The organism is Cellulophaga sp. HaHaR_3_176 (assembly GCF_019021925.1).
Classification (GTDB): Bacteria; Bacteroidota; Bacteroidia; order Flavobacteriales; family Flavobacteriaceae; genus Cellulophaga.
The window spans coordinates 823,102-836,462 of record NZ_CP058990.1; the positions used below are offsets into that span (position 1 = coordinate 823,102).

8 protein-coding genes are annotated in these 13,361 nt (G+C 32.3%); 3 read left to right on the forward strand and 5 right to left on the reverse strand.

All coding sequences use genetic code 11. The features are described 5' to 3' along the window. Window positions 1-2: 2 nt before the first annotated feature. Window positions 3-929 carry a homoserine kinase gene (locus H0I23_RS03550; RefSeq protein WP_216785091.1) on the reverse strand — a complete coding sequence of 309 codons (927 nt, stop codon included), beginning with the start codon at window positions 927-929 and terminating at the stop codon, window positions 3-5. Window positions 930-939: 10 nt separating this feature from the next. Then, a complete protein-coding gene (gene thrA, locus H0I23_RS03555; protein ID WP_216785092.1) occupies window positions 940-3,384 on the reverse strand; it encodes a bifunctional aspartate kinase/homoserine dehydrogenase I in 2,445 nt (814 codons plus the stop codon). Between the two features lie 281 nt (window positions 3,385-3,665). Here thrA and H0I23_RS03560 point away from each other — a divergent pair, with 281 nt between their 5' ends. Then, window positions 3,666-5,210: an NAD(P)H-hydrate dehydratase gene (locus H0I23_RS03560; RefSeq protein WP_216785093.1), complete on the forward strand. Its 1,545-nt coding sequence runs from the start codon at window positions 3,666-3,668 to the stop codon at window positions 5,208-5,210. 47 nt (window positions 5,211-5,257) lie between these two features. Here H0I23_RS03560 and H0I23_RS03565 read toward each other — a convergent pair whose 3' ends face one another. Both H0I23_RS03565 and H0I23_RS03570 read right to left on the reverse strand, forming a co-directional pair. Next, window positions 5,258-5,659, reverse strand: coding sequence for an STAS/SEC14 domain-containing protein (locus H0I23_RS03565; RefSeq protein WP_216785094.1), 402 nt, complete (start codon window positions 5,657-5,659; stop codon window positions 5,258-5,260). Window positions 5,660-5,931: 272 nt separating this feature from the next. Beyond that, the gene (locus H0I23_RS03570; protein ID WP_216786017.1) at window positions 5,932-8,481 is read right to left on the reverse strand and encodes an ATP-dependent Clp protease ATP-binding subunit; all 2,550 of its coding nucleotides are present in this window, start codon (window positions 8,479-8,481) and stop codon (window positions 5,932-5,934) included. Between the two features lie 255 nt (window positions 8,482-8,736). Here H0I23_RS03570 and gyrA point away from each other — a divergent pair, with 255 nt between their 5' ends. Continuing rightward, the gene (gene gyrA, locus H0I23_RS03575) at window positions 8,737-11,268 is read left to right on the forward strand and encodes a DNA gyrase subunit A (protein ID WP_216785095.1); all 2,532 of its coding nucleotides are present in this window, start codon (window positions 8,737-8,739) and stop codon (window positions 11,266-11,268) included. Between the two features lie 24 nt (window positions 11,269-11,292). Beyond that, window positions 11,293-12,555 (forward strand): tetratricopeptide repeat protein, encoded by a 1,263-nt coding sequence (locus H0I23_RS03580; RefSeq protein WP_216785096.1) that lies wholly within the window; start codon window positions 11,293-11,295, stop codon window positions 12,553-12,555. A gap of 50 nt (window positions 12,556-12,605) precedes the next feature. Here H0I23_RS03580 and H0I23_RS03585 read toward each other — a convergent pair whose 3' ends face one another. Then, window positions 12,606-13,355: a C40 family peptidase gene (locus H0I23_RS03585; RefSeq protein ID WP_216785097.1), complete on the reverse strand. Its 750-nt coding sequence runs from the start codon at window positions 13,353-13,355 to the stop codon at window positions 12,606-12,608. Window positions 13,356-13,361 lie beyond the last annotated feature (6 nt).

Sequence of the window (13,361 nt, forward strand, 5' to 3'; positions counted from 1 at the left end):
TACTAAATAATTTTTATTCCTTTTGCATTTATTTTTGAGACGTGAATGTCGTAGTCAATTCCAATTTTATCATACACATCAGTCATTGCTTTAGCAACATTATTGGCTATAGCCTCGCCCTTGCTTAGTGCATATATAGATGGGCCAGAGCCAGAGATACCACAACCTAGAGCTCCTGTTTCTAAAGCTTTTTCTTTTACTTTATCAAAACCAGGAATCAATATTGATCGAATAGGTTCTACAATATGGTCTTCTAAAGATCTACCAATTAGCTCATAATCTTCAGTAAATAAACCGGCAATTAATCCTCCGACATTTCCCCATTGTTTTATACCATCTTCTAAAGAAATAGTTGTTTTTAAAATTCGTCTAGAATCAGATGTTTTAACTTCTATTTGAGGATGAATTACTGTAGCATATAATTCAGGCGGAGTATTTATTTTTACAACATCTAAGGGGGTATAACTTCTAACAAGTGTAAAACCTCCGAAAATTGCAGGAGCCACATTATCGGCGTGGGCAACACCACTAGCTAAGCGTTCACCTTCCATTGCAAATTTAACCAATTGTAAAGGTGTAAATGGCTTTCCAATTAATTCGTTCATTGCCCAAACAGCACCGGTAGAACTTGCTGCACTGCTACCAATACCGCTACCAGCTTTTATTTTTTTATAAATTTCAATTTCAAAACCACCGTCATAATCACTTTCTGCAAGCAATGCTAAACCGGCCACGCCAGCTACATTTTGCAATGTTTCCATTGGTAAATTTTGACCAGTAAGTTTTGTTATTTTTATACCCTTTTCAACAGTTTTTTTAACAACCATTTCGTCGCCAACAGCATCTAATGCGAGTCCTAAAACATCAAAGCCACAAGAAACATTTGCTATAGTTGCCGGGCAGAAAACTCTAATTTCATTTGATTGCATAGTCCTAAAATTAAAAGTTTCCTATTCTAATAATATCAGCAAAAATACCTGAAGCAGTAACTTCAGCACCAGCACCAGCTCCTTTTATAATTAAAGGTTGATTAGGGTATCTTTCAGTAAAGAAAAGAACTATATTATCACTTCCTTCTAAATTGTAAAAATCATGGCCTTTAGGTATTTCTTGTAAACCTACGCTTGCTTTTCCATCTTCAAATTTGGCAACATATTTTAGCTTACTATCTTTTTCAGCAGCTTTCTTGTACATATCTTGAAAACTTTCTTCATGCTTAACTAAAGAAGCGAAAAAATCATCATTATTTGTAGTCTCCAGACTTTCTTTTGGTAAAAAAGGAGTGTTCTCGATTTCATTTATATCAATTTTATTACCACTTTCTCTGGCAAGAATTAATATTTTTCTCATTACATCAATACCACTTAAGTCAATTTTTGGGTCTGGTTCAGTGTACCCTTGTTCTTGTGCTTGTTTTACGACATCATGAAAAGTGGTAGTATCATTAAAATTATTGAAAACAAAGTTTAAACTACCAGATAAAACAGCTTGAATATTCAATATTTTATCTCCTGATGCAATTAAGTTTTTAAGTGTATCAATAATTGGTAAGCCTGCACCAACATTTGTTTCGAACAAGAAAGGTGCATTGTATTTGCGAGCTAAATCTTTTAAATTTTTGTAGTTATCAAATTCAGAAGAACAAGCAATTTTATTACAAGTAACAACAGAGATACTATTTTTTAAATAAGATGCATAAGTTTCTGAAACATCAGCACTTGCGGTGTTATCTACAAAAATACTATTTCTACAATTTAAGTTTTGTACGTTCTCAAAAAATTTAGTTTTGTCAGCTTTTTCTCCATCTTTTAATAAAGATTCCCAGTTTTTTAAAGAAATACCATCTTCATCAAAAAACATAGTTCGTGAATTTGAAATACCAACAACACGAATATTAAGCTTCAAATTTTCTTTTAAATATTTCTTTTGTTGTTTAATCTGGTCTAAAAATTTATTTCCAACATTACCAACACCCATTACAAATAGGTTTAGTTGTTTGGTATTATCTTCAAAAAATTCTTCATGTAATGTGTTTAAAGCTTTTTTTACATCTTCTTTATTAATTACAGCAGATATATTACGCTCAGAAGCCCCTTGAGCAATTGCTCTAATATTTACATTGTTTTTACCTAATGTGCTGAACATTTTACCGCTTAACCCTTGGTGTTTTTTCATGTTATCACCAACCAAAGCGATAATTGCAAGGTTTCTTTCAGCTTGGGTAGATTTAATCTTACCTAAACTTATTTCGTATTCGAAAGCTTCATTTACAATTTCGATGGCTTTGTTAGCGTCATTATCAGAAATACCTACGCAGATAGAATGCTCAGATGATGCTTGAGTTATTAATACTACGCTAATGTTTGCTTGAGAAAGTACTTCAAAAAAACGTTTTGAAATACCAGGTATACCCACCATTCCAGGTCCTTCTAATGAAACAAGTGCAATGTTTTCTACATGGCTAATACCGCGTACTGTTTTACCTAGTTCGTTTTTTGTTTTAGTAATTAAAGTACCTTCATCTTCATCGTCAAAAGTGTTTTTAATTACTATAGAAATACCTTTGGCTAGTACAGGTTGTATTGTTGGCGGGTATAAAACTTTAGCGCCAAAATGCGAAAGCTCCATTGCTTCTTCATAAGAAATATGAGGAATTGCAATTGCCTGTTTTACAATACGTGGGTTTGCAGTATACATACCACTAACATCTGTCCATATTTCTAAAAGTTCAGCATCAATCGCACTAGCAATTATTGCAGCAGTATAATCTGAGCCACCTCTGCCTAAAGTTGTAGAATTTCCAGCAAGTGATGATGAGATAAAACCAGCTAAAACAACAACACTTTCTTTAGTCTCAGAGAAATATGATTTGCAATTAGCATTTGTTATTTCAAAATTAACTGCAGCTTTTCCAAAAGTATCATTTGTTTTTATAAGCTCTCTACTGTCTTTATGAGCTGCTTTCATTTGTTGTGAAACAAAGTACTCGCTTATTATAAAAGAGGAAAGTAGCTCGCCAAAACTTACTATTTTATCTGATAATCTAGGAGTAATTTCACCAATTAAAAAAGCACCTTCTAATAATGTCTCTAAAGTATTGAGCTCACTTTTAACTTTGCTTAAAATTTTACTCTGAGCAACAACTGGTATTAATTCTTTAATGGTGCTTATATGTCTGTCTTCAATTTGTTTGAAAACAATTTTGTATTCGGTATTTTGAGTAGCAGCTAAGCTAGCTGTTTTTAATAAAAGATCGGTAACCCCACCTAATGCAGATACAACAACGATAGTTTTATCTGATTTAGATTTTGATACTATGTTTTTTACTAAAGATATATTTTCTGCGTTGGCAACTGAAGTGCCTCCAAATTTTAGAACTTTCATTACTTAAAGAAATAGATTGTTTTTATTAAAATAGAAATGCATTATATGCATATACTGAAACGGACGAATATATAGTAGTTTACCCCAAAGGGGTAATTGTACCAAATGTGATTGTTGTAGTACCACAATTAGTAAAAAAAGAAGAAAAAGTTTTTGTATTGTCCATTTTGATTCTTTATATCTTTTAAAGATATAGCCAAATGTAGTATTTTTGGTTTCTTTATCAAATGATTTCAGAAATTTTTACGAAATCATCAGTATATCTTAAATAATTTTATTAAATGAAGATTTTTAGTGCAAAACAAATCTACGAAGCTGATAAGTTTACTATAAAAAATCAGCAAATAAAAAGTGACGAACTTATGGAACGAGCTGCAGTCCAAATTTTTAATTGGATGCATTTACGTTTGCAAGGGGCGCCTGTGAAAATTCAAATTTTTTGCGGAATAGGTAACAATGGGGGAGATGGATTAGCGGTTGCTAGGCATTTAGTAGAACATGGTTATGCTATTGAGGTTTATGTTGTTAATTATAATGATAAGCGATCTGAAGATTTTTTATTAAATCTAGATCGTTTAAAAGATAGAAAAGTATGGCCTAATTTTATAAATTGCGTTGACGATTTTCCTGTTATTTCTAAAGAAGATATTGTTATTGATGCTATTTTTGGAATTGGATTAAACCGTAAGCCAGATAAATGGGTTGTAGATTTGATGCAACATATTAATGCGTCTAATTCATTTATACTTTCAGTAGATCTTCCATCGGGATTGTTCCCTGATAAAGTTATGGCTACAGAAGAAAGTATTATTAAATCAAATTTTGTTTTAAGTTTTCAAGCTCCTAAATTAATTTTCTTTTTACCAGAAACTGGTATTTATATCAATCAATGGGAAATACTAGATATAGGACTAGACCCCGAATATCTTCAGAAAACAGAAACTGCATACGAATTAATAAGTAAAAACGAAGTTTTACCTTTATATATACCCAGAGAAAAATTTGCTCATAAAGGTATTTATGGCCATTCTTTAATTATTGGAGGTAGTTATGGTAAAATGGGGTCTGTACAGTTAAGTTCTAAATCGTGCTTATTTTCGGGTAGTGGATTGGTAACAGCCTTAGTGCCTGAATGTGGGTATATACCTTTACAGACTGCTCTGCCAGAAGTTATGGTATTAACTAGTAATAATAAAAAGGTGGTTTCTAATATTGATTTTGAAATAAAACCAACTGTAATTGGCATAGGTATTGGTCTAGGTACTTCTGATGAAGTATGTAAATCATTTTCTGAATTTTTGAAAGCAAATAAAACACCGCTAGTTATTGATGCTGATGGTATAAATATACTATCATTAAATAAGGAGTTATTAAATGAATTACCAGCGCAGACTATTTTAACACCGCATCCTAAAGAGTTACAGCGATTAATAGGGGATTGGAAAAACGATTTTGATAAGCTTGAAAAAGTAAAATCTTTTACTTCTACTTATGACTGTATTGTTGTTATTAAAGGCGCAAATACGATTACTATTTATAAAGATAAAGGATATGTAAATACGACTGGTAATCCTGGAATGGCAACTGCGGGTAGTGGAGATGTTTTAACGGGGATAATTACAGGATTGATAGCGCAGCAATATGAGCCTTTAAGTGCAGCTATTTTTGGTGTATACATGCATGGTAGAGCAGGTGATATCGCAGTAGAGCAATATGGTTATCAATCTTTGACAGCTTCAGCTATAATTGATAATATAGGTGATGCTTATATTGATTTGTTTAAGGTGCCAGAGCAGCCACCTCAAGAGGAGGAAGCTCCTGAATAATATTAAAAAAGCCTATTCTCTTATAAGAATAGGCTTTTTTAATATTATTATTTTGCTTTAACTCTTTTTTTTACCCAAGCTAATGCATTTTCATATTGAATGAAAAATTTCATAGGATTTTTGTAAAAAAGTTTTTCTATTTTGAAATTATGCATATCTATTTCCTTTACGGAAACAATAGCAAAAGCTTTAAGGTTTTCAATCTCTCTTAAATAGCCGTATACAGTAGGGTCTATTGCATAAGAGTTTTTTCGTAAACTAATATATCCGAATTTTTTTATTCTAAAATGAATTTCAGAAATTCCTATTATTTGAAATGCATTTTCTAATGTCAAAGTCGCTCCTTCATCGAAGATGGCAACCATGTAATCATCGTAAACTTGAATAACTCCAGTTTCAAGGTGGTATTCCTGAACGACTGTTTTATTCTTAGATTGTTCGATCTTCATTCTCAATATTTTATATAACGTGTCTCGAGGACGAAAATAGAATTAAGTATAAATATGTTAAAAAATACTAGACAAAAAGCTAAAATATCGTTTAAGTAGCTAAAGGGTAGGTGTGTTGATGATTTTTTTAGAGTAAATGACTACATAAACACAAGGTTATTTAGTTTTCTGTAGTTAAAAAAAGCAATTATAAAGGGTTTAAAGTGAACTTTTTTGACATAAAAAAAGCGGAAAAATAATTTTCCGCTTTTTAAAGTATTTAAATTGTTTGATTATGCTTCAGATTCTTTTTTTGCCTTCTCAATTTTTATAGTAAGTTCTTCTTTCTTTTCATCAAAATCCATGAAAATAGTATCACCTTCTTCTAACTTAGAATTCACGATTTCTTCAGCTAAGGCATCTTCAATATATTTTTGAATAGCCCTTTTTAAAGGTCTTGCTCCATATTGTTTATCAAAACCCTTTTCAGCTATATAATCTTTAGCCTTGTCAGAAAGGATTAATTGATATCCAATATCTTTAATACGAGCTAATAGCTTGCGTAATTCAATATCTATAATTTTGTGAATATCTTCTTTTTCTAAAGAATTAAAGACAACAACATCATCAATTCTATTTAAAAATTCAGGAGCAAAAGCTTTCTTTAAAGCATTTTCGATAACACTTTTTTGATGACTATCAGTTTGTGATTTCATTGCTGAAGTTCCAAAACCAACACCTTGTCCAAAATCTTTTAATTGGCGTGCACCAATATTAGATGTCATTATTATAATAGTATTTCTAAAGTCAATCTTACGTCCTAAACTGTCAGTTAAAAAACCATCGTCTAAAACTTGCAACATCATATTAAATACATCAGGATGTGCTTTCTCAACTTCATCTAATAATACAACAGCGTAAGGTTTACGACGGACCTTTTCAGTTAACTGGCCACCTTCTTCGTAACCTACATATCCCGGAGGTGCTCCCACTAAACGTGAAATAGCAAATTTCTCCATGTACTCACTCATGTCAATACGAATAAGTGCATCTTCAGAATCAAACAATTCTTTAGCTAATATTTTAGCTAATTGTGTTTTACCAACACCTGTTTGACCTAAAAATATGAAAGAACCAATAGGTTTATTAGGGTCTTTTAATCCAGCTCTGTTACGTTGAATAGCTTTTGCTACCTTAAAAACAGCTTCATCTTGGCCTATAACATTACCTTTTATTAAATTAGGTAATTCTGCTAATTTTGTAATTTCTGTTTGAGCAATTCTATTTACAGGAATACCACTCATCATAGAAACAACATCAGCAACATTGTCTTCAGTTACAATCTCTCTATGTAACTTGCTTTCTTCTTCCCATTTTTCTTGAGCAGAAGCAAGATCTTTTTCTATTTTTTTCTCGTCATCTCTAAGCTTTGCGGCTTCTTCATAACGTTGTTTTTTAACAACAGAATTTTTAAGCTCACGAACTTCATCTAGTTGTTTTTCTAACTCAAGAATCTGCTTAGGAACATCCATATTAACGATATGCACTCTTGATCCTGCTTCATCTAAAGCATCAATAGCTTTATCTGGTAAAAAACGATCAGTCATATATCTGTTCGTTAATTTTACACAAGCAATTAAAGACTCATCTGTATATATTACATTGTGATGGTCTTCGTATTTACCTTTAATATTTTTAAGGATTTCAATGGTTTCATCTACACTAGTAGGTTCAACAATTACTTTTTGAAAACGACGCTCTAAAGCACCATCTTTTTCAATATATTGTCTGTATTCATCTAGGGTAGTAGCGCCAATACATTGAATTTCACCTCTAGCTAAAGCAGGTTTAAACATGTTTGATGCATCTAAACTACCTGTTGCGCCACCGGCACCTACAATAGTGTGAATTTCATCAATAAAAAGAATAATATCATCATTCTTTTCAAGTTCGTTCATTACTGCTTTCATTCGCTCTTCAAACTGGCCACGATACTTTGTACCAGCGACTAAAGAAGCTAAATCAAGTGTAACTACTCTTTTATTATATAAAATTCTAGAAACCTTTTTTGTTATAATTCTTAAAGCTAAACCTTCAGCGATGGCACTTTTACCTACGCCTGGTTCCCCTATAAGTAAAGGGTTGTTCTTTTTTCTTCTACTAAGAATTTGAGAAACACGTTCAATTTCTTTTTCTCTACCAACAACAGGATCTAATTTATTCTCTTCTGCCATTTGTGTCAAATCGCGTCCGAAGTTGTCTAAAACAGGTGTTTTAGATTTTTTATTTCCTTTCTGATTAGAGCTGCTTCCAAAATTAGCGTCTTTACCTTCTGTAGGTTCATCTGCATCATTAGGAAAAGATTCTGAAGTAGGAGAATCTATATAATCATCATCACTAGTAATCATAGATTTAAATTGTTCTTTAACCCCATCATAATCTACTTTAAGTTTATGCAGTAGTTTTGTGGTAGGGTCATTTTCATTTCTTAAAATACATAATAATAAATGTGCTGTATTTATAGAAGAACTTTGAAAAAGTTTTGCTTCTAAAAATGTTGTTTTAAGAGCACGTTCTGCTTGTCTTGTTAAATGTAAGTTCTTTTTATCCTTTTGCATTGGGCTAGCACTTGGGTTAGCCGGACTTAAAATTTCGACCTTTCTTCTAAGGTGATTTAAGTCTACATCTAAAGCGTCAAGAATACTAATTGCTTTGCCGCTTCCATCGCGTAAAAGTCCAAGCATTAAATGTTCAGTCCCAATAAAATCGTGACCAAGCCTTAAAGCCTCTTCTTTGCTGTAAGCAATTACATCTTTTACTCTAGGTGAAAAATTATCATCCATATACTTTCCTTTCAACATTAAAAATACTAAATCTATCTCACAATAGAACAAATACCATACCTATATTCGATAAATATTATCTAATTGACGGAAAAAAGCATACATAAACAATAAAAAACTATTTAATTTATTAAAAATCGATTGTAGTGGTATGTTAATAAATTTTTGAATAAACTACCTAAGATTTGTTTTGAACGCTTCTATTTTCTGTATATTGGCATGTTTTTTAACCTAGTAAATAATTAAGATTTTAAAATGGCAGAAGGAGAAAAATTAATTCCTATCAACATTGATGATGAAATGAAGTCAGCTTACATTGATTATTCAATGTCGGTCATTGTGTCACGTGCTTTACCAGATGTTAGGGATGGCTTAAAACCAGTACATAGAAGAGTTTTATTCGGAATGTATGAGTTAGGTGTTAGATCTACAAGTGCTCATAAGAAATCTGCTCGTATCGTGGGTGAGGTTTTAGGTAAGTACCACCCTCACGGTGATACATCAGTTTATGATTCTATGGTGCGTATGGCGCAGGAGTGGAGTTTACGTTATATGCTTGTTGATGGGCAGGGTAACTTCGGTTCTATAGATGGCGATAGCCCAGCAGCAATGCGTTATACGGAAGCACGTATGCGTAAAATTGCTGACGACATGTTAGCTGATATTGATAAAGATACTGTAGATCACCAATTGAACTTTGATGATTCTTTAAAAGAACCTAAAGTATTACCAACAAGAATTCCTAACCTTTTGGTGAATGGAGCTTCTGGTATTGCAGTAGGTATGGCTACAAATATGCCCCCTCACAATTTATCTGAAGTTGTAGATGGTACTATAGCTTATATAGAAAATAACGATATTGAAATTGATGAACTTATAACGCATATTAAAGCTCCAGATTTTCCAACAGGTGGAATTATCTATGGTTATGATGGTGTAAAAGAGGCTTTTCATACAGGAAGAGGTCGTGTAGTAATGCGTGCAAAAGCAACTTTTGAAGAGGTTCAGGGGCGTGAATGTATCATTGTTACCGAAATTCCTTACCAAGTGAATAAGGCAGACATGATTAAAAAGACTGCCGATCTTGTCAATGAAAAAAGGATAGAAGGAATTTCTACAATTAGAGATGAGTCTGATAGAAACGGTATGCGTATCGTTTATATTATTAAAAGAGATGCTATCCCTAATATCGTGTTAAACACTCTTTACAAGTACACAGCTTTACAGTCGTCATTTAGTGTTAATAACATTGCACTTGTAAATGGTAGACCTCAAATGTTGAATGTTAAAGAGATGATTCACTATTTTGTGGAACACAGACATGAGGTTGTGGTTCGTAGAACAGAGTTTGAGCTTAAAAAAGCTGAAGATAGAGCACATATTCTAGAAGGACTTATTATTGCTTCTGATAATATTGACGAAGTAATAGCTATTATTAGAGCCTCTAATAATGCAGACCAAGCAAGAGAAAACTTGATGGAGCGCTTTAAGTTATCAGAAATTCAAGCGAAGGCAATTGTAGAAATGCGACTGCGTCAATTGACAGGTCTGGAACAAGATAAGTTGCGTACTGAATATGACGAGATTTTATTAACTATAGAAGATTTGAAAGATATTCTAGCCCGTAAAGAGCGTAGAATGGATATAATCAAAGAAGAGTTAGCTGAAGTAAAAGCAAAATATGGTGATGAACGTCGTTCTGAAATAAATTTTGCTGGTGGTGATTTAAGTATGGAAGATATGATTCCTGATGAGCAAGTGGTTATTACTATTTCTCACGCAGGTTATATTAAAAGAACACCACTTACTGAATATAAGACACAAAATAGAGGTGGAGTTGGTCAAAAAGCTTCTTCAACAAGAAATGAAGATTTCTTAGAGCATTTATTTGTAGGTACAAATCACCAGTATATGTTATTCTTTACTCAAAAAGGAAAATGTTTCTGGATGCGTGTTTATGAAATACCAGAAGGAAGTAAATCATCAAAAGGTAGAGCAATTCAGAATTTAATAAATATTGAGAGTGATGATAAAGTAAAAGCATTTATCTGTACTCAAGATTTAAAAGATGAAGAATATGTAAATAGCCATTATGTTATTATGGCAACTAAAAAAGGTATTGTTAAGAAAACATCTTTAGAGCAATATTCTAGACCACGTCAAAATGGTATCAATGCTATTGGTATTAGAGAAGATGATGAACTTTTAGAAGCAAAATTAACTACAGGTACAAGTGAAATTTTCTTAGGGTTAAAATCTGGTAAGGCAATTAGATTCGAAGAAAGTAAAACTAGACCGATGGGAAGAAATGCATCTGGTGTTCGTGGTATTACATTGCAAAGTGATGATGATGAGGTGATTGGTATGGTTTCTGTTCATAATTTTGAAGAAGAAATACTTGTTGTTTCGGAAAATGGATATGGTAAAAGATCTAGTATAGATGATTATCGCGTAACTAATAGAGGAGGAAAAGGTGTGAAAACTATTTCTATCACAGATAAAACAGGTGGCTTAGTAGCAATCAAAAACGTATCTGATTCTGATGATTTAATGATTATTAATAAATCAGGTATTGCAATACGTATGAGTGTTGAAGATCTAAGAGTTATGGGTAGAGCTACTCAAGGTGTTAGGTTGATTAACATAAAAGGTAAAGATTCTATAGCAGCTGTAGCAAAAGTAATGAAAGATGAAGATGCTATAGAAGAAATAGATGAAGCTAATGCAGATGTTGATTCTGAAGATGGCACGGCTCTTGATAATAATGAAAACGAAACAGAAGAATAAACACTAAAATTAAAATTGACAAAAATGAAAACTAAGATTTTTTTACTAGCAGCCATGTCTTGTACAATGGTAGGATTCGCTCAGAAGAATGAGATAAAGGCTGCGGAAAAAGCGCTTAAATCAGGAAGCGCAGCAGAAGCTAAAACAGCTATTGATGGTGCAGAAGCATTAATTGGTAGTGCTGATGAAAAAATGAAAGCACAATATTATTTCCTTAAAGGTGAAACATATGCAATGTTAGCTAAAAAAGGAGATGCAAGTGCTTTTAATGTTGCTATTGAAGCTTACAATGAAACTATAGCAACTGAAGAAACTTCAGGTAAAGTAAAATATACAGGAGAATCTAAACAAAAATTATCAGCAATGACAGCAGATTTAGTAAACTCTGCGGTAGATGATAACAACAATAAAAGGTATAAAGAAGCTGCTGAAAAGTTATATATGGGTTATAAATTAAGCCCAAAAGATACAGTTTACCTTTATTATGCAGCAAGTAGTGCTGTTAACGGAGGTGAATATGAGCAATCTTTAAAGTACTATAATGAATTGAAAGATTTAGGGTATGATGGGGCAGAGGTTAAATACACTGCTGTAAATATAGCGACAGGTGAAGCTGAAGAAATGGATAAGTCACAAAGGGATTTGATGGTTAAATCTAAAACTTACAAAGATCCTAAAGAAGTTCAAACTCCTTCAAAAAGATCTGAGATTATTAAAAACATTGCTTTAATCTACACTCAATTAGGAGAAGATGATAAGGCATTAGGAGCTTATAAAGATGCTCGTGCTACAGACCCTGAAGATGTTAACTTAATTTTAAACGAAGCAAACCTTTATTTTAAATTAGGAGATAAAGAAAAGTTTAAATCTTTAATGGCAGAGGCTACTGCTTTACAGCCAGATAACGCTGATTTATTTTACAACATTGGTGTTGTAAGTATGGAGCAAGGTAATATTGAAGAAGCTAGAAAAGCTTATTTACGTGCTTTAGAAATTAACCCTGGTTATGTAAACGCTCAATTGAACCTTTCAACTACATATGTGAATGAAGGAAACGGTTTAATTGATGCAATGAACTCTTTAGGTAATTCAAGATCAGACATTGCTAAATACGATGAGTTAAAGCAAAAAAAGGATAGTTTGTTTACTCAAGGAGCAACTGTATTAGAAGATGCATTAAAATTAAACCCAGACAATAAAAGTATTTTAGAGCAATTAAAAAATATTTATGGTGCTTTAGGTGACAATGAAAACTTCATGAGGTTAAAGAAGTTGATTGGAGAATAATAAATTTTTAACGCATAAAAAAAGCCTTTACAATTTGTAAAGGCTTTTTTTTATATTATTTTTTTAATAACTCTAAGTTTGTGTGAATATGATTTTGTGTCAGAGTTAAAAATACCGGTATGGTCTATCCTGTCAATTCGTACCATGCCACTAGAGTGTATAACATAATTGTTTTGCATAATTATACCAACATGATCAATAACGCCTTCATTGTTGTCAAAAAAGGCTAAGTCACCAGGTTCACTTTCTTCGATAAAACTTAAAGGTTCGCCTTGTGTAGCTTGCTCGGCAGCTGTTCTTAATATATGATAGCCATTAATTTTGTATACCATTTGAGTAAAACCAGAACTGTCAATGCCAAAAGGAGTTTTTCCACCTCTTAAATATGGTGCTTTTAAGTATAAGGAAGCTATATTTATTAATTCATTTTTATTAGAAATGGTATTTATTGAATTGCCTTCGAAAGTATGTTCTAGTAAATTTGCATGCGCTATAGTCGAACCTAAAACTAAAGGAATTAGTATATTATCAGCAGTAATTACAGGGGCAATTAAATCAGTAGAATATTTAACTTCAGTAGTATTTATTAATATATAATCTTCTTCTGAAATTATCTGAAATTGCTGATTGCTAATCCACCCTTCACAATTGTCATGTGTGATTCTGATTTTACTAAAAAACTTTCGCGTATCAATAACCTTAAAATGATCACCATACAAAAGTTGGGTAACCATTTCACTTGTTTCATCTGCAATTAATCTAACAGGAATAACACTAAGAGGACAAATGCCGTATTGCATACGTAT

Excerpts from the sequence above, each read along its gene's own strand:
- H0I23_RS03550 (WP_216785091.1), bottom strand. The coding sequence starts at position 929 with ATGCAATCAAATGAAATTAGAGTTTTCTGCCCGGCAACTATAGCAAAT.
- thrA (WP_216785092.1), bottom strand. The coding sequence starts at position 3,384 with ATGAAAGTTCTAAAATTTGGAGGCACTTCAGTTGCCAACGCAGAAAAT.
- H0I23_RS03560 (WP_216785093.1), top strand. The coding sequence starts at position 3,666 with ATGAAGATTTTTAGTGCAAAACAAATCTACGAAGCTGATAAGTTTACT.
- H0I23_RS03565 (WP_216785094.1), bottom strand. The coding sequence starts at position 5,659 with ATGAAGATCGAACAATCTAAGAATAAAACAGTCGTTCAGGAATACCAC.
- H0I23_RS03570 (WP_216786017.1), bottom strand. The coding sequence starts at position 8,481 with ATGGATGATAATTTTTCACCTAGAGTAAAAGATGTAATTGCTTACAGC.
- gyrA (WP_216785095.1), top strand. The coding sequence starts at position 8,737 with ATGGCAGAAGGAGAAAAATTAATTCCTATCAACATTGATGATGAAATG.
- H0I23_RS03580 (WP_216785096.1), top strand. The coding sequence starts at position 11,293 with ATGAAAACTAAGATTTTTTTACTAGCAGCCATGTCTTGTACAATGGTA.
- H0I23_RS03585 (WP_216785097.1), bottom strand. The coding sequence starts at position 13,355 with ATGCAATACGGCATTTGTCCTCTTAGTGTTATTCCTGTTAGATTAATT.